The 23,983-nt window shown below is 48.3% G+C and carries 18 protein-coding genes; 16 read left to right on the forward strand and 2 right to left on the reverse strand.

Translation table 11 applies throughout. From position 1 onward, the window contains the following. Nucleotides 1–4 precede the first annotated feature (4 nt). From KTH90_RS02055 to KTH90_RS02075, 5 genes are all read left to right on the forward strand, one after another. Nucleotides 5–496: an HD domain-containing protein gene (locus KTH90_RS02055; RefSeq protein ID WP_238726183.1), complete on the forward strand. Its 492-nt coding sequence runs from the start codon at nt 5–7 to the stop codon at nt 494–496. 34 nt (nt 497–530) lie between these two features. Continuing rightward, entirely contained in the window at nt 531–1,349 is an 819-nt protein-coding gene (folP, locus tag KTH90_RS02060; protein ID WP_158352762.1) for a dihydropteroate synthase, read from the forward strand. Nucleotides 1,350–1,478: 129 nt separating this feature from the next. Then, entirely contained in the window at nt 1,479–2,297 is an 819-nt protein-coding gene (folK, locus tag KTH90_RS02065) for a 2-amino-4-hydroxy-6-hydroxymethyldihydropteridine diphosphokinase (RefSeq protein ID WP_158352696.1), read from the forward strand. Next, nucleotides 2,290–3,420: a prephenate dehydratase gene (pheA, locus tag KTH90_RS02070; RefSeq protein ID WP_158352695.1), complete on the forward strand. Its 1,131-nt coding sequence runs from the start codon at nt 2,290–2,292 to the stop codon at nt 3,418–3,420. Before folK ends, pheA begins: the two co-directional genes overlap by 8 nt. A gap of 30 nt (nt 3,421–3,450) precedes the next feature. Beyond that, nucleotides 3,451–4,752, forward strand: a complete 1,302-nt coding sequence (locus KTH90_RS02075; RefSeq protein WP_158342533.1) for an ATP-binding protein — start codon at nt 3,451–3,453, stop codon at nt 4,750–4,752. A 161-nt stretch (nt 4,753–4,913) separates the two neighbouring features. On the opposite strand, the gene KTH90_RS02080 is transcribed toward KTH90_RS02075, so the two are convergent. Further along, nucleotides 4,914–6,212, reverse strand: coding sequence for a hemolysin family protein (locus KTH90_RS02080; RefSeq protein ID WP_158352694.1), 1,299 nt, complete (start codon nt 6,210–6,212; stop codon nt 4,914–4,916). A 545-nt stretch (nt 6,213–6,757) separates the two neighbouring features. Here KTH90_RS02080 and yicI point away from each other — a divergent pair. The 8 genes from yicI (at nt 6,758) to KTH90_RS02120 (ending at nt 19,344) form a co-directional block, all read left to right on the forward strand. Next, a complete protein-coding gene (gene yicI / locus KTH90_RS02085; protein WP_158352693.1) occupies nt 6,758–9,091 on the forward strand; it encodes an alpha-xylosidase in 2,334 nt (777 codons plus the stop codon). 81 nt (nt 9,092–9,172) lie between these two features. Further along, nucleotides 9,173–10,063 carry a carbohydrate ABC transporter permease gene (locus KTH90_RS02090; RefSeq protein WP_158352692.1) on the forward strand — a complete coding sequence of 297 codons (891 nt, stop codon included), beginning with the start codon at nt 9,173–9,175 and terminating at the stop codon, nt 10,061–10,063. Next, entirely contained in the window at nt 10,053–10,889 is an 837-nt protein-coding gene (locus tag KTH90_RS02095) for a carbohydrate ABC transporter permease (protein WP_158342529.1), read from the forward strand. Before KTH90_RS02090 ends, KTH90_RS02095 begins: the two co-directional genes overlap by 11 nt. A 106-nt stretch (nt 10,890–10,995) precedes the next feature. Then, nucleotides 10,996–12,330, forward strand: a complete 1,335-nt coding sequence (locus KTH90_RS02100) for an ABC transporter substrate-binding protein (RefSeq protein ID WP_158352691.1) — start codon at nt 10,996–10,998, stop codon at nt 12,328–12,330. Further along, the gene (locus KTH90_RS02105) at nt 12,278–14,824 is read left to right on the forward strand and encodes a GH116 family glycosyl-hydrolase (RefSeq protein WP_238726184.1); all 2,547 of its coding nucleotides are present in this window, start codon (nt 12,278–12,280) and stop codon (nt 14,822–14,824) included. Before KTH90_RS02100 ends, KTH90_RS02105 begins: the two co-directional genes overlap by 53 nt. 230 nt (nt 14,825–15,054) lie before the next feature. Beyond that, nucleotides 15,055–16,821 (forward strand): sensor histidine kinase, encoded by a 1,767-nt coding sequence (locus tag KTH90_RS02110; RefSeq protein ID WP_238726185.1) that lies wholly within the window; start codon nt 15,055–15,057, stop codon nt 16,819–16,821. Next, nucleotides 16,799–18,391 (forward strand): response regulator transcription factor, encoded by a 1,593-nt coding sequence (locus KTH90_RS02115; protein ID WP_238726186.1) that lies wholly within the window; start codon nt 16,799–16,801, stop codon nt 18,389–18,391. The genes KTH90_RS02110 and KTH90_RS02115 overlap by 23 nt, the downstream gene beginning before the upstream one ends. Continuing rightward, complete coding sequence (locus KTH90_RS02120) at nt 18,388–19,344, forward strand: nucleoside hydrolase (protein WP_238726187.1); 957 nt, start codon at nt 18,388–18,390, stop codon at nt 19,342–19,344. Before KTH90_RS02115 ends, KTH90_RS02120 begins: the two co-directional genes overlap by 4 nt. Here KTH90_RS02120 and KTH90_RS02125 read toward each other — a convergent pair. Next, nucleotides 19,289–20,653, reverse strand: coding sequence for an MATE family efflux transporter (locus tag KTH90_RS02125; protein ID WP_158352686.1), 1,365 nt, complete (start codon nt 20,651–20,653; stop codon nt 19,289–19,291). The two genes, KTH90_RS02120 and KTH90_RS02125, sit on opposite strands and share 56 nt — an antisense overlap. 296 nt (nt 20,654–20,949) lie before the next feature. Between KTH90_RS02125 and KTH90_RS02130 the strand changes: the two genes are divergently transcribed. From KTH90_RS02130 to KTH90_RS02140, 3 genes are all read left to right on the forward strand, one after another. Then, entirely contained in the window at nt 20,950–21,408 is a 459-nt protein-coding gene (locus KTH90_RS02130; protein WP_158352685.1) for an Lrp/AsnC family transcriptional regulator, read from the forward strand. Nucleotides 21,409–21,630: 222 nt separating this feature from the next. Beyond that, nucleotides 21,631–23,055, forward strand: coding sequence for an NAD(P)/FAD-dependent oxidoreductase (locus KTH90_RS02135; RefSeq protein WP_330655215.1), 1,425 nt, complete (start codon nt 21,631–21,633; stop codon nt 23,053–23,055). Then, nucleotides 23,039–23,971 (forward strand): peptidyl-prolyl cis-trans isomerase, encoded by a 933-nt coding sequence (locus tag KTH90_RS02140; protein WP_238726188.1) that lies wholly within the window; start codon nt 23,039–23,041, stop codon nt 23,969–23,971. The genes KTH90_RS02135 and KTH90_RS02140 overlap by 17 nt, the downstream gene beginning before the upstream one ends. Nucleotides 23,972–23,983: the final 12 nt, after the last annotated feature.

A 23,983-nucleotide genomic window follows, 5' to 3' on the forward strand; every position in this document is an offset into this window, starting at 1 on the left:
GTATATGGAAGAGATGAAGCGGGTCAACCGGATTCTGGCGCATCCGCGATTTCAGATATATAAGGAAGAGATCAAGAAATGGGAAGAGGAGAGGCCTTATTGCGGCCATGATGTCAGCCATTTGCTGGATGTGGCAAGGATCGCATGCATACTGTCGTTGGAGGAAGAATGTGAGGTAAGTAAGGAATTTATCTACACGGCTGCCCTCCTGCATGATATCGGCAGGCCGGAACAGTATGCCCATGGAACCCCACACCAACAGGCCAGCGTCAAAATCGCAGCCGGGATTCTTAAGGACTGTGGATATGATGAGGAAGAGAACGCCGCGGTTCTGTCGGCTGTCGGGAATCACCGGGACGCGGCCCGGGCGTCGCAGACACCGCTTGACTGGCTGATTTACCGAGCCGATAAGTTATCCAGAGGCTGCTATGTCTGTGAGGTGGAAGAGATCTGCGACTGGGCTGCCGCGAAAAAGAATCAGGTTCTTACCTATTAAAAGGGCAGCTGGACTGAAAGGAAGGACAAAGATGATGAAAATCGGAAACCGTGAATTTGATACAAAAAATGAGACTTATATCATGGGGATTTTGAATGTTACTCCGGATTCCTTTTCGGATGGAGGAAAATATAATTCGCTGGATGCAGCGCTGGTTCATGCGGAGCAGATGATTCAGGACGGTGCAGACATCCTGGATATAGGCGGAGAGTCCACCCGGCCCGGCTATGTAATGGGACTGCCGGAGGAGGAAGAAATGAAGCGGGTGATCCCGGTTATCCGGGCGGTCAGGGAGCGTTTTGATGTACCGATATCCGTGGACACCCATAAGAGCAGAGTAGCGCAGGCCGCTATAGAGGCAGGAGCTGATCTGATTAACGATATCTGGGGCCTTAAATATGACGATAAGATGGCGGATGTGATTGCTGAAAGCGGCGCTTCCTGCTGTCTGATGCACAACCGGAAAGAAGCGGTCTACGATCATTTTCTGGAAGAAATGTGTGAGGATCTGCGACAGACCCTGAAGATCGCGGCCCGGGCGGGAATATCGGAGCGGCAGATTATCCTGGACCCGGGAGTGGGATTCGGCAAGACCTATGAGCAGAATCTGGAAGTGATCCATCATCTGGAAATCCTGCATACGCTTAGCTGCCCGATCCTTCTTGGCACTTCCCGCAAATCCGTTATCGGCCTGACCTTGGACCTGCCGGTGGATCAGCGGATCGAAGGAACGCTGGTCACTACGGTGATGGCGGTTATGAAGGGCTGCGCGTTTATCCGGGTGCATGATATCAAAGAAAATAAAAGGGCGGTGCAGATGGCCAGAGCTATACTGGCACAGGAGGCCTGTTGAGATAGGACAACACATGGTAACAGATGGGGACATGTCCAAACTGAAACGGACATGTCCCAAACTGGAATGGACATGTCCTAAACCGAAATGGACATGTCCCCAACCGTGGGGTAGAGGAGGTAATGTACCTTGGACAAAATTCATATCCATAATCTGGAGATATTCTGCAATCACGGAGTATATCCGGAAGAGAATACGCTGGGACAGAAATTTCTCGTATCGGCGTCTCTTTACACAGATACCAGGCAGGCCGGTCTCACAGACGATTTGAAGAAGTCGATCCATTACGGGGAAGTCTGCCACATGATAAAGAAATTTATGAAAGAGCACACCTTTAAGCTGATCGAATCGGCTGCGGAACAGCTGGCGGCTTATCTGCTGATCCATACGGCGAACCTACAGAAGATCCGGCTGGAAGTCAAGAAGCCGTGGGCTCCCATTGGCCTGCCGTTAGAGACGGTTTCCGTGGAGATCGAGCGGGCATGGCATACGGCCTATATTGCTCTTGGTTCCAATATGGGGGATCGGGAAGGGTATCTGCGACAGGCGGTTACCTCTTTAGATGAAACCACCGGCTGTCAGGTAGAACGTGTATCGGAGTTTGTGGTAACGGCTCCTTACGGAGGTGTGGAGCAGGAAGATTTCCTGAACGGATGTCTTCTCCTTAAGACGTTGCTGCCGCCGGTAGAGCTGCTGCACAGGCTTCAGGAGCTTGAGCAGGCGGCGGGGCGCGAGCGCCTCGTGCACTGGGGGCCCAGGACACTGGATCTGGATCTGTTGTTCTATGATGATGAGATATGGGATACGCAGGAGCTGACGATCCCCCACCCGGATATGCAGAACCGGGATTTTGTATTGGCGCCGCTGGAGCAGATCGCTCCGTTGAAACGGCATCCGCTGTTAAATAAGACGATACGGCAGTTAAAGGGAGAATTGAGCGATGGATGATTTATTAGAGTTAAGACAGGGAATTGATGAGATCGACCGGCAGATCGTAGAGCTGTTTGAGAAGCGGATGGAGATCAGCAGCCGGGTTGCCGGTTATAAGATTCAGACTGGCAAGAAGATTCTGGACAAAGGACGGGAAGAGGAAAAGATCCGCGCGTTAAAACAGATGACGGATGACGATTTCAACCGGCATGGCATCGAAGAGCTGTTCAAACAGATCATGTCCATGAGCCGTAAGCTGCAGTACAGGCTGTTGGCAGAGAAGGGCGTGACCGGCCGCTTAGCGTTTACCCAGGTGGAAAACATGGGATTTGACCATGCGCGGGTGGTATTCCAGGGAACGGACGGAGCGTACAGCCAGCGGGCCATGGAAACCTTCTTTGGCGAAGGAGTCAGCAGTTTTCACGTGGATACCTGGCGGGACGCCATGGTGGCGATCCAGGAGGGAATGGCGGATTTTGCAGTTTTGCCGATCGAGAATTCCACGGCCGGTATCGTAAGCGAGGTATATGATCTGCTGGTAGAATTTGATAATTATATTGTGGGGGAGCAGATTATCCGAATCGAAAATGCATTGATGGGACTTAAGGGAGCCGAACTTGCCGATATCCGCACCGTTTATTCCCATCCCCAGGCGCTGATGCAGTCGTCCAGATTCCTGGCGGAGCACCGTGACTGGCAGATCATGAGTATCCGCAATACGGCAGTGGCTGCCAAGAAGGTTGTGGATGAGCAGGATAAGACCCAGGCTGCCATAGCCGGAAAGCATGCGGCAAAATATTATGGGCTTCATATTTTAAAGGACAGCTTGAATGATGATAAATCCAACTCTACCCGGTTCATTGTGGTTACCAACCAGAAAATCTACCGAAAGGAAGCGAAGAAGGTCAGCATCTGCTTTGAGCTGCCTCACGAGAGCGGAAGCCTGTTTAATATTCTTTCCCACTTTATCTATAACAATCTAAACATGACTAAGATCGAATCCCGGCCGCTGGAGGGAAGAAACTGGGAATACCGGTTCTTCGTGGACTTCGAAGGAAACCTGTCGGGGAGTTCTGAGAAAAATGCGCTGCGGGGAATCGCCGAAGAGGCGATCAATATGCGGATTCTGGGTAATTATTAAGCCGCAGTAAATGCGGCACTGGAGGAAACTATGAGATATGATGAATTGATTTTGTATAGAAATCTGGAGCACGGGGAGATCCTGGAGCAGATGTCGGAGATTATGGAAAACGTCCGCCTGGAGTTTAAGGAGGACGGAATCCGGAAGGAGCTGCGTACTAAGCTGTACTGCTGTATGAACGGCCTGGTAGAATTGGCGGGGAAATATGGTTTCCAGGGAAATCTGTGGCACAACTACCTGGCGCTGCTGCTGGTGAACAACGAAAACGCATTCAGCACAGCCAGTGAAATCATTGGTTCCATCGAGGGAAGCATCAATGAAGTGGCGCGGCATGACTTTGCGATTTTCAAAGAATATTTTGATTATCCTCTGATGGATCTGGCAGATTCCCTTGGAGTAGATACGCTGAGTGTATTTTTAAACTATCATGTGGAAAATGAAAACAGCAAAATGTACAACCAAAGAATCCGCGAACGCATCTGTGAATTAGGGGTAAAGCTTGCAGAAGCGCAGGATGACAATGATTTCCTGCATATTATGACCTCTTTTTATCAAGACTTTGGAGTCGGCAAATTGGGTTTACATAAAGCATTTCGCGTGATTCATCACAGCGAAGGTGCTGAAATCGTCCCGATCACAAAAATAGCCCATGTCCATCTGGACGACCTGGTTGGATATGAACTGGCTAAAAAGAAGCTGATCGACAATACCGAAGCCTTTGTGGAAGGCCGCCGTGCCAACAACTGTCTGCTCTTCGGCGACGCCGGCACCGGAAAGTCCTCCAGTATCAAAGCGATTCTGAACCAGTACTACGACAAAGGCCTGCGAATGATCGAGATCTACAAGCATCAGTTCCAGGACCTGAACGATGTCATCGCCCAGGTCAAAGACCGGAACTACAAATTCATCATCTATATGGACGATCTCTCCTTCGAAGAATTTGAGATTGAATACAAATACCTGAAGGCGGTGATCGAAGGCGGCCTGGAGCGAAAGCCCGACAATATCCTCATCTACGCTACCTCCAACCGCCGTCATCTGGTCCGGGAAGAGTTCGCCGACAAGCAGGGCAGGCGGGATGACCTGCATGCCTCCGACACCGTGCAGGAGAAGCTCTCCCTGGTGGCCCGGTTCGGAGTACAGATCTTCTTCTGCGGACCCAGTCAGAAAGAATACATGGGTATCGTGTCCGAGCTGGCAAAGCGTAATAAAATACTCATGTCCGAGGACGAACTCCATCTGAAAGCCAACCAATGGGCCCTCAATCACGGCGGTCCGTCCGGACGTACCGCCCAACAATTTATAGATTATCTGCTGGGCACCGAAAACTAAACAAAATGATCAAAAGGGGACATGTCTATTACAGTTTGGGACATGTCCATTCCGGTTTGGGACATGTCCATTTCAATTTGGACATGGCCCCCCATGGCCCCATGGTATCTTCCGAAAGTAACAGAACCGGCTCGGCTTTAGTACAGATTCCCGGAGCCCTTTTATTCAGATTTCAGCCGGACCAGCGTTCGTTCGATCCGGTGATTGATCACTTCTTCAACCTGGATTGAGAGCCTGCAGTAGTCACAGGTGAAAGTCTCTCCATTATCCGGAATCCTGCCGATAGTACCGCAGATAAATCCACTGAAGGTGTCATACTTTTCTGTTGGAAGAGAGATTTTAAGCTCTTCCGCCACCTCATCCAGTTCCGCAGAACCGCGGATCGCCCATTCATTATCCCTGAGCTTAACGATTTCTTCCACGGGCGGCTCGTCATCGCTCTCGTTTAAATCTCCCACTAATACTTCCATTAAATCATGCAGTGTAACGATACCGGTTAGCCCCCCATATTCATCAATGGCAACTGCGAAGTATACCCCCGATTTCTGCATATTCTGAAACAGAGTACTGGCCTTCATGCCTTCTGGAATGAAATACGGTTCATCCATTGCGTGTTCCACGAGATAGTTTTTGGATTTATCCGGGGAACGGAAATAATCCCGCGCGTCCAGGATGCCGATGATATTATCCGGATTATCCTGACAAACCGGATAATAGGTATGTCTGTTGGTGTAAATGACCTGTTCCCACTCCTCAATGGAATCTTCCATACTGAGAAGAACGATGTCCACCCGGTGCGTACAGAGCTGTTCCACGGAGATATCATCAAATTCAAACACGTTTTGGATCATTTCGGTTTCCCGTGAATCAATGGTACCCTGCTCATTTCCCGCGGCCAGCATCATACGGATCTCTTCCTCGGAAACCTTTTCCTCTTCTTCCTCGGGATTCATGCGCATCAGCCGAAGGATCGCATTGGTGGAGACCGTCAATAAAAATACCAGCGGCGCAAAGAGCTTGGATACAAAGTACAGCATACCGGACATGCCAAGCGCCATGGATTCGGCCTTTTTCATAGCGATTCGTTTTGGCACCAGTTCTCCGAACACCAGGCTGAAATAAGCCAGGATCAGCGTGATCAGAAAGACGGAGATGGAATTCAGGATATTTTCCGGGATAGGGACGCCGGCGTTTATCATAATATCAACCAAGGGACCAGCAAAGTTGTCTGCGGCGTAGGCGCTGCCTAAGAGGCCGGCCAATGTAATCGCGACCTGTATGGTGGCCAGAAAACGGGCGGGCTGCTCGGTAAGCGACCACAGCTTGGCGGCGCGTTTATCCCCGTCGGCGGTTAATTTTTTGAGTTTTGTGTCATTCATGGAGATTACGGCGATCTCCGCGCTTGCAAATGTAGCGTTTAAGAAAATTAAAACAATCTGTAAAAGTATGGGTCCAACCATAATAAGATTCCTCCTGAATCAAAAAGTCATTGGTCTCTAAAAGTAAGCTGCGAATTTGCCCGAAGGGCATGTATTAATGGGATATAGAAAACCACAAAAAGGTATAGTCTGCCGCGGATTCCCTTTCGGGCAGACTATACCTTATCTATTTTTGGCTCTGCATAGAAAAAATGGTCCCTATGTTCGGCTGCAGTATCTCCGTCACTGCTGTCGTCCATGTGCGAAATCACATCCTTACCTGATAATAAACTGGTTTATAAATTAACATATCACCTACCGGCTGTCAATCATTATTAGGAAAAATTAACGAATTCTTAATAACCTCTTTTCCGGAATCTAAACGGATACCCAATATTAGGAAAGGAGACGGAACGGTCTTGGGATATTATTGTAGTTTTATGGATAGCGGCTGCCGTCCAAAACTGTAAAATAAGGATTACGGATAAGAAAAAAGGCAGCAGACAGGAGAACGGGAAAAGTAATGACAGGAAAAGGAAACAACTATCAAAACCAAATAACCCGAAGAAGGTAAGAGGAGGAAGCGTATGAAATTCACGGAAGGATACTGGGAAAAAAATGAGCGGGCTCATATGATATATGCAGCCCAAGCATTTCAGATTGAAGAAATTCCATTCGGCATTAAAATTACAGCTCCCACGAAAAGAATCGAAAGTAGGGCGGATGCCCTGGATACGCCGGTAATTACGACGCTGATCACCAGTGCTGGAGAGAATATCCTCTCTGTTTGCAGTTATCACTATCAAGGTTACCAGAGAAAAGATCCGCGTTTCCCAAAATGCTTAAAATCCATACAGACAAAGGTCGAAGATTTTGAAAAGGAAACCGTTCTTACTTCCGGACGTTTCCGGGTGCACGTTGATAAAAAAGAATGGAATCTAAGCTTTGAGGCAGACGGGCGTCATTTGACTTCCTGCGGGTACCATGGCTTGGGTTATGCTCAATATGACAGAGAGCCAGCTACGATGTTTCCGGAGCAAGAGTATATGAAGGCGGAATACCGACCTTATATGACGGCCAGCCTGTCGTTGAATCCAGGAGCATGTGTTTACGGTCTGGGTGAACGATTTACTGCTTTTGTGAAAAATGGTCAAGTGGTAGACTGCTGGAATGAAGATGGCGGAACCTCGTCTCAGATCGCTTACAAAAACATCCCGTTTTATATGACAAATCAGGGATATGGTGTTTTTGCAGACCATGCAGACCCGGTTTCCTTTGAGGTGGCCAGTGAAAAAGTGGAGGAGGTGGGATTTTCCGTTCCGGGTGAGGAGATCCGTTATTATCTGATCTGCGGAAAAGATATGAAGGAGATCCTGGAAGGTTATACTGGGATAACCGGGCGAGCCGCATTGCCTCCGGCCTGGTCCTTTGGTCTATGGCTGAGCACCTCTTTTACCACTAACTATGATGAAGAAACCGCGAATTCCTTCTTAAAGGGGATGAAAGACTGCGGTGTTCCAGTTCGGGTATTTCATTTTGACTGTTATTGGATGCGCGCTTTGCACTGGTGTGATTTTGTATGGGATCCAGAGACATTTCCGGATGTACCGGCCATGCTGAAACGTTATAAAAATCAGGGACTGAAGATCTGTGTGTGGATCAATCCCTATGTGGCACAGGGAACAAAATTGTTCCAGGAAGGGATGGAGCGGGGATATTTTCTACAGCGAGCGGATGGCCGGGGAGTCAAACAGTTGGACAATTGGCAGCCGGGTATGGGGCTGGTGGACTTTACCAATCCGGATGCAGCAGCCTGGTATGCGGATCAATTAAAAGGATTACTGCAGCTGGGAGTGGACTGCTTTAAGACAGATTTTGGAGAGAGAATCCCCATCGATGTCCGCTATGCAGACGGCTCCGACCCGATGGCGATGCATAATTACTATACCTATCTCTATAACCGGTGTGTCTATAAACTGCTGGTAAAAGAAAAAGGGGAGCAGGAGGCTGTACTATTTGCCCGAAGTGCCACAGCCGGCTGCCAGCAATTCCCGGTACACTGGGGCGGAGACTGCTGTGCAACCTACGCATCGATGGCTGAAACCCTGCGGGGCGGGCTTTCCTTTATGATGTCCGGGTTTTCTTTTTGGAGTCATGATATGGGTGGATTTGAGATGACATCCTCCCCTGATCTGTACAAACGCTGGGTTCAGTTTGGACTGTTGTCCACTCACAGCCGGCTGCATGGCTCAAAGAGCTATCGTGTCCCATGGCTGTATGATCAAGAGGCTTGTGAGGTGTGCAGGGAGTTTACACAGCTAAAATACTCTTTGATGCCTTATCTCTATGATTGCGCTGCATATGCGCATGAGACGGGAATCCCGGTAATGCGCCCGATGGTTTTGGAATTTGAGGAGGATCCGGCCACTGCATATCTGGATATGCAGTACATGCTTGGTAATAAGCTGCTGGTAGCGCCTATATTCCGGGAGAACCAGCAGGCGCTCTATTATCTGCCGGAAGGGACATGGACACACCTGCTGTCGAACGAGCGCAAAAATGGCGGCCGTTGGTATCAGGAAACCTATGATTTTCATTCTCTGCCTCTGTATGTTCGGCCGAATTCCATCCTGCCTATCGGCGGCCGTATAGACCGACCGGATTATTCATATCTGGAAGGACTGAGTCTGCACTTTTATCAGATCGAAAATGAGAAGAGCGCATGTTGCAGGATTACGGATACAGACGGCAAGTCCGTATTTTTTGTACAGGCGGTATATCATGCGGGATGCCTGAAAATAACGATGTCGGAGCTTTTAAAGGATCTGCGTCTGATAATCCATGGAATTGCAGGGCCAAAGGAGCAGATCTGCCTGGTGCCAGAGGAGAAGGAAGTAACCGTAAGGTGTACATTTTTGTAGTTTTGTGGATATGGATCGTATTTTCAAACGATTATAATAAGGATAGAAAAGATAAAAATCTGGAAAGAGAAGTGATCTGATATGCGGAAACGGAAAAAAAGGACGAGACTTTTACTGGCCGTTGGGTTTATGCTGCCTGGCTATGCATTCATTCTGTTTGGGTTTCTTATCCCAGGCGCCTGGAATATTGTACTATCTTTTCAGGAGTGGGATGGCTTTAATGAAAAAAAGTTTGTGCTTTTTCAAAACTACGTCAAAGCATTTCACGACAGTCTTTTTCTTAAGAGCATCTCAAATTCTGTAATAATTGCAGTGGTTACCATGATTGGGGCCGTGATATTGGGTCTTCTGCTGGCAATGATGCTTTACTGGTTGGGAAAGAGAGAGGGAGCTTTATATCGGTTGATTATATTTATGCCGGCTATGATCCCGGTATCGATTATCGGTTTACTGTTCACCTTTATCTACAATTCAGATATGGGCCTTCTGAATCAGTTACTGCGTCTGATCGGACTGACCGGCCTTACCAATGCCTGGCTGGAAAATTCTGCCACAGTTCTGCCCTGTGTGATCGCTGTGGGAATCTGGAGACTTTTGGGAATGCCGATGATGCTGTGCTTTGTGGCATTGCAGGCGGTACCGCCCACATTGCTGGAGGCCGGAAGAATTGATGGAGCCTCTTACAGACAGCAGATGATTCATATCCTTCTGCCGTTAATCAGACCGACCATCGCGCTGTCCATGGTATTTGTACTGCTAAACGCCTTCAAGACCTATGACCTGGTCTATGTACTGACCAAGGGAGGCCCGGCTAACGCCTCGATGACGGTTCCGATCTATATGCAGAAAACCGCATTCACTTACAGCAAATTCAGCTATTCCTCCACCATGGGAGTATTGACGGCGATAATTATCATCGTAATTGTGCTGCTTACGCAAAGGATAATGAAAGGGGAGACCTATGAATTTTAAAAAATTGAACCACACCAATCTGGTCTGCAGAGGTGTGGCGCTGTTATCCGTTCTCATTACACTGTATCCAATTGTTTTTGTCGGTCTTACATCGCTTAAGGCCACGTCCGAATTCTACAATAATATCTGGGGGATTCCCAGGGAATTTAAATGGTCGAACTACTACAGCGCCTGGGTAACCAGCAGAATCGGTCGATATTTTAAAGCCAGTGTGATCGTAGTGGGGATATCGGTAGTAGCTGTTCTTATTTTTAGCGCGCTGGCAGGCTATGCACTCTCCAGGTTAAAGGTTCGTTATGTGAGCGCTGCAGCCATCGGAATTATCGTAATTACGCAGCTAATGCCGTTAGAATCCGTTATTATGCCCCTGTATCTCATCATGAGCCGCCTGAGGCTGCTGAACGGATATGTGACGCTGATTTTGCCCTATATAGGCTGGGGAATGCCACTGACGATTCTGATTTATAAGAACTACTTTGATACAATTCCGCAGGAACTGATGGAAGCGGCCAGGATCGACGGCTGTTCTGAATTACAGTGTTTTTGCCGTATTGCGGTGCCGGTTATGAAGCCGGCTACAGCAACCAACGCGATCTTTAATTTTGTGGGGCTTTGGGGGGAACTTTTATGGGCATCGGTTTCCACGGCAACTTCTCAGTTTGGAACTCTGCCGGTGGGGATTATTAGCTTTAAACAACAGTTTTCAACAGACTGGGGGCCGATGTCTGCGGCGATCTGTATCGTTATTTTGCCGCTGATTCTGATCTTTAGTTTCCTGCAGAAGTATTTTGTACAGGGCTTATCAAATGGTGCGTTAAAAGGGTGATCCTGTTCCCGGAAAAATGGGGATTTATATAAAAGATATACAGCAAAACTAATGCTGCCGGACACAGGAAACGGCAGCGCCAGAAGGGATTGAAAGGAGAAAGGTTATGGGAAAAAAGTTATTGGCAGTATTACTATCGGTGGTTATGACTCTGGGGATGATGACAGGGTGCGGCAGCGGGACACAGGAGAACAGCGGGAACGACAGTGAGTCAGGTAATCAGCAAGGGAGCCAAACGGAGGAAAATGGGAAAGAAGCAACAGGAAAGGAAGAATCCGGGAAAAAGACGAAGGTGGTCTGTTATGTGGTAAATACTGCTACAACTTCACAAGAACCTATCTGGAATTCCATAAAGGAAAAACTGTCCGACCGATATGAGATTGAATTGCTGGAGGTTGATACTGAAAATCTGGATACAGTGATTAAGACCGGAATCGCATCCGGAGAACCGGCGGATATTTATTTCAAACAGGGACAATATCTGAAACCCTATGTGGATGCAGGACAAGCGTTGGATCTCACGCCGTATCTTACGGAAAATAACGGTGAATGGCTGAATTCCCTGGACCAGAGCCTGGTGGATGTGGGAAAATATGATGGAAAATACTATTCGGTGCCTATGACAGGCGTCTATGCTAATTTTTATTACAATGCCGATCTACTGAAAGAAGCGGGAATCGAGATTCCTTCGGAGTGGACCTGGGATCAGTTCATGGAAACCTGCGCCCAGATTGATGAGAAGACCGAGGCCTATCCCTATGCCATCTGCGGCCTGTGCAACGATTTTATGGCCAGAAATGCGTTGTTGAGTAAATCCAATGACGCAGGGACTATGGAGGCATGGGGGAATGCAGAAGTGGCTGTGACCGACCCGCTTCTTCAGGAATGCCTGGAACAGACTAAGGAGTTGTATGACAAGGGCTACTGGTATCCTAAGGACGGCGCCATGATTACCACCAGGGATGAAGTGATCGCTGCATTCCATCAGGGAAAAGTGGCAATCATCGGGGATGTAAACGCGGTATCCGGTATGGTAGCGGAAGGCTGTGATTTTAATGTCGGAATTGCCGCGTGGCCGAAAGCCGGAAAGGAAAATATCAGTCTGGGCGGAGCTGATGCGTATTTTATTCCCTCGAATGCACAGCATCCGGACGCTGCTATTGAAATTTTGAAGGAATTTACAAGTGAAGAGATGCAGCAGATTCACGCAGACTATGGTTTTGCCCCGGTTAACGTTAATGTTACCTCTGAAGATCCGCTGGTACAGCAGTTTGCGGACCTGAAAACCAGGATTTATGGATCGGAGCTGATGTATATTTCCACGGAAATGACAGCATTCTGGCAGGATGTTTTGATTGAGGATTACTGTCTGGAGACAAATGGCCTGGATGAATTACTCAACCAGATGGAGAAAATGCGCCAGGAAGCAGTGCAGAAATAACGGGAGAGAGATGACGATGGAAGAAAAGGAACGCTTATATCCGTTGACGGATCTATATGCGGATAACACACAAAAAACCTACGGGCGGGAGGCAGAGTCCTGCGCTTTCCTGCTTGGAGGGATCGGCACGGGAAATATATCGGTCGGTGCCAGAGGGGAGCTTAAGAGTTGGCAGATCTTCAACCAGCCAGCGGTGGAAAATATAAACCCTTATACATTCTTTGCCATTCGTACGCAGGAGGAAGACGGTACAATTACAGCCAAGGTCCTGGAATCCGAATATACGCCGCCTTTTGCAAAACCACAGGGATTTCTGCGGTGCGAAACTGCCGGATGGCCCAGATTGAGCGATTCCAGACTATCCTCCAGGTATCCTTTTGTGCAGGTGGAGTTTCAGGATAAAGATCTGCCGGTCCAGGTTAGCTTGGAAGCTTATACTCCTTTTATACCGCTGAATGCGGATGACTCCGGTATTCCCGGCGCCTGCCTTCGGTATCGGGTGAAAAATCCAACGAACCGACCCGTTACGGTATCGGTAGCGGGTTCCCTAAATAATGCGGTGGGATTTACCGGTTATGATATGTTTGATATTATGACATTTCAGGGTGAACGTCGGAATGAGAAGAGGGAAAGCGGAAGGTTAAAAGGCGTGTTCATGCGGGGAGATAAGTTGCCGGACAACCTGCTTTCCAACGGAACGATGGCACTTGCAGTCACAGATGAGAAGGCTACGGTCCGGCCATACTGGCTGCTGGGACAGTGGACGGACGGTGCGGAGGACTTTTGGGAGGATTTTACATCGGATGGAGAGCTGGATGAGTCCTCTTCGGTAGAGGCAAGAGGATGCCGGATGGCGGAATTATTTGATTATACATATCTGCACTTCTTTTTCCGGGTGGGAGCAGTATGCAGCAAACGGGTGGTGAAACCTGGCGGAGAAGAGTTATTTGAGTTCATGATTACCTGGAGTTTTCCCAATAGGGTAAAGGGATGGCCTGATTCGATAGGGGCACTTGAAGCTGTTAAAAATGGCGAATACGAGACGATCCGTAACTATTATGCAGCCCGTTTTCCGGATGCGTGGAGTGCGGCGGAGTATCTGGATCAGCAGAAAGAGCGACTTGAAGCGGGATCCAGGATGTTTTCCAATGCTTTTTATCAGACCACACTGCCTGGATATGTACTGGAAGCGGCTGCGGATAACATAACGGTGTTAAGAAGCCCCACCTGCTTTCGGATCGAGAACGGTGATTTCCTGGGTTGGGAAGGGGTGGATCGGACTGCTGGCTGTGGTTCCGGAACCTGCACCCATGTATGGAATTACGCGCAGACTGTGGCTTTCTTATTCCCCGAACTGGAGCGCTCCATGCGCAGAATCGAATTTTTGAAGGAGACCCGGGAAAATGGACATATGGCTTACCGGACCTACCGGGGCTTGGGTCTCGAACAGTGGGATATGCTTCCATCAGCCGATGGCCAGTTGGGAACGGTTGTGCGTTTCTACCGGGAATGGAAGTTAAGTGGTGACGATGAATTCTTGAGGGAAAGCTGGGAAAAAATAGTAAGCTGTATGGAATTCGCGGAGAACACATGGGATCAGGACCAGGACGGCGTATTGGAACAGGCACAGCATGTCACCTATGATACGGAGCTTTATGGAATCACCAGTATGGTAAGCACGATCTATTTGGCCGCACTGAAAGCGTCTGCTGAAATGGCCGGCTATCTGAAGGATGAGAAGCGGGCAGAAAAGTTCAGAGACAGGTTCGAAGCCGGCAGCAAAAAACTGGATGAGATCAGCTTTAACGGAGAATATTATATACAGATTCTTGACCGCCTGGAGAATTACCGTTACCAATATGGGGAAGGCTGTCTGTCGGACCAGTTGCTAGGACAATTTATGGCACACTGCGCCGGATTAGGGTATGTACTCCCGAAGGAACATGTAAAAAAAGCATCGGAATCTATCTTCAAGTATAATTTTATCCGTCATGCGCGGGATTATGTTCACGGTGAGCGGGCGTTTATCCTGAACGATGAGTCCGGGCTTACTCCGTGTACCTGGCCAAAAGGCGGTAAACCCAGATTTCCCTTTACCTACTACGGAGAGGTCTGGACCGGAATTGAATATGAGGCGGCCACGCTTTTACTGTATTCGGGGCTGATCGATGAGGGCCTTACCGTGGTAAAGGCAGTCAGAGACCGACATGATGGATATAGACGGAATCCGTGGTCCGAGGTGGAATCTGGCAATTATTATACGCGTTCCATGGCAAGTTACGGTGTCCTGCTGGCGTTAACCGGATTTGCGTTTGATCACAGGACGGGCACAATCTCCTTTAAGCCGCAGATCAACGGAGATGATTTCAGCAGTTTCTGGTGTAACGGAAAGGCCTGGGGAATCTACCATCAGAAAAAGGATGCACAGACGGGAGAACTGCATAAGGAAATGGAAGTGCTGTACGGACAGGGAGACGATATTCGGGTTATATAGATTTTGCCTTATAGGAAATACCTGGAGGGAGGGGATGGTATCCATGCAGATGCCATCCCCAGATGTATTTCTCTTCGGATTAGTTGAGATGGGAAAATATGGAATATCTGCAGAGGCCGACTTTAAAAGTCTGAGCCATGTTATAATGACGGTAGACATTATAACAGCGGATTAGCCAGTACAACGGGGGAATGTGCGTGAGAAAATCTATTGGTCAAAGATTCAGGGATATGTCGATAATAAAAAAGTTCCGGCTCAGTGTTCTGATAATTATCGTCGTCCCTATGATCCTTATCTTTTCCGTTATATTCTACCGGTCTTACTCGGAGTTAAAGAGTAAAATGATCGAGAATTCTAGAATATCTATGAAACAGGCGGAGCGCAGCATAAAAAGTATTGTAGAAGAAACACAGTATCTCTCCTTATCCATGCTAATTGACGACAATATCCAGAAACTGTGCAAACAATATACACTAAAAAACAGTACAATGGATTCGGCCAAACGACAGCTATATGTTTCCATGCAAGATGCAGTAAATTCCAAATCCTACATCGATTCTATCAGTATTAGTTATAATAGCGAGGTGCTGTTCCAGTATGGTAATAAGGTGGAGAAGGAAGACGGGATGTTCGAAAAACAGGCCATGGAAATTGGAGGACGGGCATTCTGGACCCGGGCATACCGCCTGCAGTACCGGGAAAAGACTGCAGACCCCCATTATGTCATATCCTATATACGCGCATTTATGGATGTCTCCAGGTTCAATCAGCCGATTGGACTACAGAGGATCAGTATCAACGAGAAAGAATTAAGCCAGACTTACGCATCGTTAGCTCCGGATGATCAGTCAGAAGCTTTCCTGGTAGGTCCGGATGGCTGTATACTCTCTGCGCTGAATGAAACGTTGATCGGGCGGGACCTTAGGGCGGCTTTCCCCGGATTTGAACAGGTACTCAATGACGATAACGGATATTTTGGAACTAAGGTCAACCAGGTAGGAGTGCTGGTGATCTATCAGGATGTGGAAGGGACAGACTGGAAACTGGTGCAGGCGGTGCCGCGGAGAACACTTCTGAATTCTTCTGGTTCTCTGTTTTTGTTCATGCTTTTGGCACTGCTGCTGCTGATCATCTTCAGCGTGATTTTTTCCGCTATCCAGAACCATACCATCATTCATCCGATTTATAGACTTTCGAAGGAACTATCCCAGGTTAAGGACGGCAATTTTGACATACAGGTTAACAGTAACTGCCGGGACGAGATCGGCTGTCTCACGGAAGCATTTGAAGAGATGCTGAAACGTACGAAAGAGCTGATTAACCGGGTTTATCTAAGCCGGATTCAGGAAAAGGAATCGGCCTTTAAGGCGTTGGAGGCGCAGATCAACCCCCATTTTCTCTATAATGTACTGGATTCTATTCATTGGGCTGCGATAAAACAGAAGGACTGGGAGGTCAGCGACCGGATCGAAGCGCTCTCGGAGCTGTTTCGGCATGTACTGAACAAAGGCGATTCCATTACAACGATGCGAGCGGAAGTCAATTATCTTCAAAATTATTTGTTTCTGCAAAAAAACAAATTCGCCGGGAAAATCTGCGTATGTATCGATGTAGAGGAAGAGCTGATGGAGTGCCAAACCTTGAAGCTGATCTTGCAGCCTCTGGTGGAGAATGCGATCCAGCATGGACTGGCGGAGAAAGACGGAACAGGGAACATCAGTGTCTGGATCGAACGTAAAGACGGGAGCCTCTTTCTGCATGTGGAGGATGACGGTTGCGGTGCTGATGAAGATGCTGTCCGCAGTATGATCTATGCTGAGCAGGAAACGGGAGGGGCCTTTGCCCTGAAGAATATCCACGACCGGGTGCGGATGCGGTACGGAGAGCCATATGGACTCACTTTTGAGAGCCTGGAGCAGGTAGGGACTGTCGTAACTGTTAGAATTCCTGAATTGCGGGAAGGAGCGGATGAAAATGAAACTGATGATTGTGGATGATGAACCGGATATCCGGGAGGGGATCCAGGATGGAATTGAGTGGGAAGAACTGGGAATCCATAAAACACTGACAGCCGCTGATGCTTTTGAAGCACAAAGGATCTATAAAAGAGAACAGCCGGAGATTGTCATTACTGATATCAGTATGCCGCGCATGTCCGGAATCGACCTGATCGGGAAGCTGAAGGAGTGGAATCCTCATGTCCGATGTATCCTGCTGAGCGGATATTCAGAATTTGAATATGCGAAAAAGGCCATCCGCCTGGGCGTGACCGCTTATGAATTAAAACCGATCAAGGTCGCCCGTTTAAAAGAATTGATCACACAGCTGATGGGTGAAATTGAGGCCGAATCCAGCAAAGAAAGTGCGCTTAAACTTAATGTTTATACAGACGGACAGTATTTTATCAAAAGATTGGTGAAATCAAAGGGTGTTGTCGGAAGAGATGAATATGCTGACGGGATGAAGGATCTCGGATTAAATGATGAGGATCGGGTCCAGTGTCTGTATTTGCAGACCGACCGGTATTTTCACGAACAGGAACTGCCTTTTGATAATAAAGGACATATGGAGAAATTCATGGGTATCTGTGGTAAATGGTTTGGGGAAAAGGCTTTTCATTTCGTAAAGCTTCATTCTGATGAAGGACTGATCCTTTTACAGACCGAGCATTCATGCAAAGAGATTCCGCAGCTGTTTCATGAGTTAAATGAAATGACGACGGCAGATTACCAGATTACATTTTCGATGGGAGCCAGCTGTGAAGGCGGTATGCAGGATTTTTATATACTGTACACACAGAGCAAAACTGCTGTACGCAATAAGATCTATACAGGCCGGGAGTCCTTGCTATATTATTCGGATGAGAGCAATAATAAGAAGATCAGCAATCATTATCTGGTAGATACGAAAATGTATGAGGACATTAAACAAAATTACCTGGATGGAGATTTAAAGAACGTATATGGGATTTTGGATGCAAAATTTGAGGAAATACAGAAGCAAAGATCCTATACCTATTCGGCTCTCCGGGATTTCTGCGTGGATCTTATCAACCTGTTGTACCGGATCTGCCAGGATTACGCGTTACATCAATGCAGAAGTCGGGAGGCTGTAATCGAACGTATGGATGATACCTGCGATACAATTGCAGAATTCGGTGCTTGTATTCGGACGGCCTACGAGGAGCTCTATCAGCGGATTAAAGAGCAGCATTATCCTACGGGCAACAAAGTAGTAAAGGAAATGTTGGATTATATGAAGAAACATTACACGGAGGATCTCATGATTGAGGAGATTGCAGGGAATATGGGAGTGACACCGAATTATTTAAGCCATTTATTTAATAAGGAAATAAAACTGACCTTCCGGGAATTTCTAAATCAGTACCGGGTCTGCAAGGCGAAATGGTATTTGGAAAATACCAACGATAAAGCCTATGAGATTGCGGAAAAAGTGGGATTCCACGAGTATAAGCATTTTGCTCAGATTTTTAAAAAATATGAGGGATGTTCCACACTACAGTACCGGAATCAGATCGGAAGAAGAGGAAAGGAAGGAAAAGGATGAGACAGGAAAAGATTTTGTTGGATACGGATATGGGAACGGATGTGGACGATGCGCTTGCACTGATCTATTTGCTGAAGCACCCTGCATGCCGCATGATGGGTATTACCACGGTTGCCGGAGAAGCCGGAGTGCGGGCGGAGCTGGCTCAGACATTGTGCGGAGAATGTAATGTGCAGGTTCCGGTCTATCCCGGATGCGAACAATGCATGATAATTCCTCAGCGGGAGGTTTCGGCCCCACATGGCAGACTACTTCCCCACTCCGGATCGTCCCGGCGATATCCGGCCGGACAGGCGCTTTCCTTTATGCAGCAGGTTATCCGGGAGAATGAGGGGGAAATTACGCTGATCGGTATCGGTCCATTTACGAATATTGCCATGCTGTTTCGGATGGACCCGGAACTACCGGGTATGCTCAAGAAGCTGGTATTGATGGGCGGCAGATTCTTTCCGGATTGCCAATCATTCCAAACGCCGCAAGAACGGCATACGCCCGACCGAAATCCGGCATTTGCAGATGTATCGATAGCCTCCATGTTAAGAGGGGGAATGCTGGAAGCCAATATGGCGACCGATCCTCATGCGGCTGCCGTAATAGCCGGCGCAGCGTCGTCACGCACCAGAATCATCAGCTTGGATGTGACACGTCAGGTAGTTATGAAGGAAGAGAGTTTTCGTCAGAAATTTGCGGCGAAAGAATACACGCTACTGATGAAAATGGCCCAAATGTGGCTTCAGGTAGACGGACAGATTACCTTCCATGATCCGCTGGCTGCTGTCAGTGTCTTTTGTCCGCAGGTGTGTACTTATCTAAATGGTAATCTGGAGATAGAGCTTTCCGGAGGAAAGATGGATGGTTGTACCTATCTGGAGGAAAATCCTGGAGGACGGTTTGAAGTCAGCAGCCAGGTGTATCCTGAGACATTTTTTCGGGAGTATTTTTCCGTGATATAGTATGATAAAAAATTAGTCCAACGGCGTCAGCCAGAACCCACCCAATCGGAATCGCCCACCAGACAGCATTCAGCCCAAACGCAGGCAGCGGCGCCAGCAGATAGGCAAGCCCCACCCGGGTACCCAGGGAAATGACAGTGAGAATAACGGAAATACCGGGCCGGCCCAGCCCGCGGTATAGCCCGTACAGCAGAGAAAGACAGCCGATCCCACAGTAGCAGGCGCCCTCTATCCGCAGGTAGCCGGTTCCGATCCTTATAATTTCCGTTTCTTCCGGACGGATGAAGAGCGTCATCAGACCCGGAGCGAAGGTAAACACCACAAAGGAGATTAGTGCGCAGAATACGACCACGATAAGGATCGAGGATTTCAATCCTTTTTGGATACGGCCGGCTTTCTCCGCCCCGCTGTTCTGGGCGATATAGGTGGCAAACGCATTGCCAAAATCTTGTACCGGCATGTAGGCGAAGGAATCGATCTTTACCGCGGCGGCAAAGGCGGCCATAACGGAAACGCCGAAGCTGTTCACCAGTCCCTGTATCATAAGAATGCCAAAATTCATAACTGACTGCTGTACGCAGGTCAGCAGGGAATACTGGGCGATCTGCCCGGCGATCCCATGGTCAAAATACATATCCTCTTTGGTCCAGAATAAATGCGCAGCGCGGAACCGGCAATAAAGAAAGAGCCCGCCGGCCGAGATACCCTGGGCGGTAACCGTAGCCACGGCGGCCCCGGCCACTCCCATGTGGAAGACAAGAATAAATAAAAGATCCAGCACGATATTGATCAGGGCCGACGCGGCCAGGAACATGAGGGGCACGGATGAATTCCCCACAGAACGGAGAAGCGCCGCGAAATAGTTGAAAAAAAACGTGAAAACAATACCCAGAAAAATGATAAAAAGATAGTCCCTGGTCAGCGAGAAAATATCCGCCGGAATCTGCAGAGCCCGAAGCAGCGGATCGATCAGAAGCAGCGCGGCAGCCTCCAGGATCAGTGTAATTCCCCCAATAAAAAGGAAGGAGACAAAAAAGCTCTTCTTCATATCGCGTTCCTGATGAGCACCGTAAAGCATGGAGAACAGTACCCCGCTTCCCATGCATAAGCCTAAAATAATCGAAGTCAAAAAAACCATGACGCTGTAAGAAGATCCAACAGCCGCTAATGCGTCGGCTCCCAGAAAGCGTCCGACGATCAAAGTGTCGGCGATATTATAAAATAACTGCAACAGGTTACCGGCGATAATCGGCGCGGCAAACAATAAAATTGACCGTGTAACAGATCCCCGGGTCAAATCTCTTTCCATAAGAACACTTCCGATACGTAAGTTTTGTATTTCGTTTAGTAATCAAATCATAGAATAAGATCCGCATAAAGTCAATAACAAAGTCGGGGATGAAGCAGATTAAATGCGATGCCGAGCTTTCGGTATAAAAATCATTAACGATTTCGATAATTACTTCTATAATTCCTAAGACGCATTTCTATAATAAATGATACATGCATATCCTGCTATTTGACAGCGACTTAAGACTTGCCTTTTGAAACAGACCGGGCTATTATGAGAACAGAAAATACCGGAAAGAAAGCGGGGAAGTTCAAATGTTTTTAGACGGCCTGGACGAAATCGATCAGAAAATACTGGAATTGCTGATCCACAATGCCCGGATGTCCTACTCCGACATCGGCACAGAGGTAGGCCTGTCCAGAGTGGCGGTGAAAAGCAGAATCACAGCGCTTGAAGAGCGTGGGATCATTGAGGAATATACCACAGTCATCAACCCCCAAAAGATAAACGGGGCGGTATCCTGTTATTTTGAGCTGGAAACAAAGCCTTCTGCTTATCAAGAGGTGATCCGTATCCTGGAAGAGAACGACACGGTTACCCAGATCTATCAGGTATCCGGGAAATGCCGGCTGCATGTACATGCGGTGGCCGCGGACCAGGAGGAACTGGAAGCATTTCTTGAAAATGTAATGCATTCCCTCCCGGGCCTGACAGATTTAAGCTGCAATATAATTCTCGCCCGGATCAAGGACATCAAGGGACTTCGTCTGTAGGCGGACGATAGAGGGGCCCGAAAATAAAACCAGGCCGCCCAATATAGACAAAAACCGCCTGAAATCCCTTGATTTCGGAATGATTTCACGAATTTTTCACTATACATTCCGCAAAAGGGCATGCTATAATAAAAAATAGCGGCGCTCGAAAAAACCCGGCGCTGCAGCCGGCCGAAAGGGCAGGGCTGATACAATAGAATTACCCATTAGGGAGTGATGATGATGAAAAAAGAATACGATGTAATTATTGTGGGGGCGGGGCCTTCCGGAATCTTCTGCGCATATGAGCTGATCCGGCAGAAGAAAGATATGAAGGTGCTGATGATTGAAAAGGGCAGGCCGATCGAGAAACGGCAGTGCCCGAAGCGGATAACAAAAAAGTGTGTAGGATGCCAGCCGTGTTCCATCACGACTGGTTTTGCAGGAGCGGGAGCGTTTTCCGACGGGAAGCTGTCCCTGTCTCCGGACGTGGGAGGAAATCTTCCCGAAATCCTTGGTTACGATAAAACGGTAGAGCTGTTAAAAGAATCCGATGATATTTATTTGAAATTCGGTGCGGATACGAACGTATACGGCATCGATAAGGCAAAAGAAATCCAGGAAATCCGCAGAAAAGCCATCACGGCCAACTTAAAGCTGATCGAATGTCCGATCCGCCATCTGGGTACGGAAGAGGGATATAAGATCTATACAAAGCTCCAGACACATCTGCTGGACGAAGGAATTGACATGCTGTTCAATACCATGGTGGATGACATCCTGGTGGAGAATAATAAAGTGACCGGTGTGGTAACCGATGCCGGGGATACCTTTACGGCACCGGAGATCGTCTCCGCAGTGGGCCGGGAAGGCGCGGACTGGTTCAGTCATATCTGCCAGAGCCACGGGATAGAGACGAAAGTCGGTACGGTGGACGTGGGAGTTCGTGTGGAAGTCCGGGATGAAGTTATGGAGTTCCTGAATAAGAACCTGTATGAAGCGAAGCTTGTCTATTATACGCCTACCTTTGACGATAAGGTGCGGACCTTCTGTACGAATCCGTCGGGAGAGGTGGCCACCGAATATTATGAAAATGGACTGGCGGTTGTCAACGGACATGCCTATAAGTCCCAGGAATATAAGACCAATAATACGAATTTTGCCATTCTGGTGTCCAAGAATTTTACGAAACCCTTTAAGACCCCGATTGAGTATGGCAAACAGATCGCACAGCTGAGCAATATGCTCTGCGATGGTAAGATCCTGGTACAGACCTTCGGTGATTTTCAGAGAGGAAGGCGTACCACGGAAGAGCGCCTGTGCCGGAATAATCTGATCCCCACATTAAAGGATGCGGTACCCGGAGACCTGTCCCTGGTATTCCCGCACCGGATTATGGTGGATATCGAAGAGATGTTGCTGGCCCTGGATAAAGTAACTCCCGGTATTGCCAGCGATGAAACGCTGCTGTACGGCGTGGAAGTGAAGTTCTATTCCAACAAAGTCGTGGTAAATCAGGATTTTGAGACCAGCGTGGACGGTTTGCGGGCGATCGGAGACGGCGCGTCTGTGACCAGGGGCCTTCAGCAGGCTTCCGCCAATGGAATCAGTGTAGCCAGAAGTATTTTAACGAAGTTATATGGAGTCGGCAATGAAGTTGAGGCATAAAAAAGCGGCGGCCGTCCTGGCCTGCCTTTGTATATTATTTACTATGGCCGGCTGCGGTAAGGGGAAAGCGATCGTCCTTACCACCGGTCTTGGGAAAAACGACGTGTTTCAAATAGGCGAGGCTGTCTGCACGCTGCCGGAGGCCAAATACCTGCTGATGCAGATGCAGCAGGGGTACGATCAGGTATATGGCAAAGAGCTGTGGAAGCAGACGGTCAATGGAAATACCATCGAAGAGTATGCGAAGGACCGGGTGATCGACAGGCTGGTGGAAGTCAAATGCATGAATCTTCTGGCAAAAGACCGCCAGATCGAACTGACCGAAGAAGAGAAGAAGACGGCCTCCGATACCGCGGATCAGCAGTACGCTACCCTGGATGAGGAGACCATAAAGAGCCTGGGCGTGGACCAGGAGTCTTTGAGGAGCTTTTACCAGGAGTTCGCACTGGCAGATAAGGTCTATCAGGAACTGACCAAAGATGTGAATACCGAAGTCAGCGACGATGAAGCCAGAGCCGTGTTAGTACAGCAGATCTTCACCAAATCCGAATCCGTGGCAAATGAAGTGGTTCAAAAAGCCCAGGCCGGAGAGGATTTTGCCGCCCTCGCGGAAAGTTATAACGAGAGCGATGAGATGCAGAAGGCTTACGGCAGAGGAGAAGTGGACAGCAAGCTGGAGGAAGCGGTCTTTGCCTTGGCCAACGATGAGATCAGCGATGTGGTAGCCACGGACGACGGCTATTACATCCTTAAATGTATGAATAATTATGATGTAGACGCGACCGATGCCAATAAAGTGGTCATCGCAAACCAGCGGAAGGAAGATGCTTTCCGGAAGGTTTACGATCCCTTTGTGGCGGGCCTTGATTCTGAGTTCAATCAGGAGCTTTGGGATTCGGTGGGGAATGCGCAGTAGATTCTTTAGGGA

Origin of the sequence: Diplocloster modestus, assembly GCF_019042245.1 — a bacterium.
GTDB lineage: Bacteria > Bacillota > Clostridia > Lachnospirales > Lachnospiraceae > Diplocloster > Diplocloster modestus.

Coding starts and splice junctions, on each gene's coding strand:
- KTH90_RS02075 (WP_158342533.1), top strand. CDS start 3,451: ATGAGATATGATGAATTGATTTTGTATAGAAATCTGGAGCACGGGGAG.
- KTH90_RS02120 (WP_238726187.1), top strand. CDS start 18,388: ATGAGACAGGAAAAGATTTTGTTGGATACGGATATGGGAACGGATGTG.
- KTH90_RS02055 (WP_238726183.1), top strand. CDS start 5: ATGGAAGAGATGAAGCGGGTCAACCGGATTCTGGCGCATCCGCGATTT.
- KTH90_RS02135 (WP_330655215.1), top strand. CDS start 21,631: ATGAAAAAAGAATACGATGTAATTATTGTGGGGGCGGGGCCTTCCGGA.
- KTH90_RS02140 (WP_238726188.1), top strand. CDS start 23,039: ATGAAGTTGAGGCATAAAAAAGCGGCGGCCGTCCTGGCCTGCCTTTGT.
- KTH90_RS02130 (WP_158352685.1), top strand. CDS start 20,950: ATGTTTTTAGACGGCCTGGACGAAATCGATCAGAAAATACTGGAATTG.
- KTH90_RS02105 (WP_238726184.1), top strand. CDS start 12,278: ATGAATTACTCAACCAGATGGAGAAAATGCGCCAGGAAGCAGTGCAGA.
- folP (WP_158352762.1), top strand. CDS start 531: ATGAAAATCGGAAACCGTGAATTTGATACAAAAAATGAGACTTATATC.
- KTH90_RS02110 (WP_238726185.1), top strand. CDS start 15,055: ATGTCGATAATAAAAAAGTTCCGGCTCAGTGTTCTGATAATTATCGTC.
- KTH90_RS02095 (WP_158342529.1), top strand. CDS start 10,053: ATGAATTTTAAAAAATTGAACCACACCAATCTGGTCTGCAGAGGTGTG.
- KTH90_RS02090 (WP_158352692.1), top strand. CDS start 9,173: ATGCGGAAACGGAAAAAAAGGACGAGACTTTTACTGGCCGTTGGGTTT.
- KTH90_RS02125 (WP_158352686.1), bottom strand. CDS start 20,653: ATGGAAAGAGATTTGACCCGGGGATCTGTTACACGGTCAATTTTATTG.
- KTH90_RS02100 (WP_158352691.1), top strand. CDS start 10,996: ATGGGAAAAAAGTTATTGGCAGTATTACTATCGGTGGTTATGACTCTG.
- yicI (WP_158352693.1), top strand. CDS start 6,758: ATGAAATTCACGGAAGGATACTGGGAAAAAAATGAGCGGGCTCATATG.
- pheA (WP_158352695.1), top strand. CDS start 2,290: ATGGATGATTTATTAGAGTTAAGACAGGGAATTGATGAGATCGACCGG.
- KTH90_RS02115 (WP_238726186.1), top strand. CDS start 16,799: ATGAAACTGATGATTGTGGATGATGAACCGGATATCCGGGAGGGGATC.
- KTH90_RS02080 (WP_158352694.1), bottom strand. CDS start 6,212: ATGGTTGGACCCATACTTTTACAGATTGTTTTAATTTTCTTAAACGCT.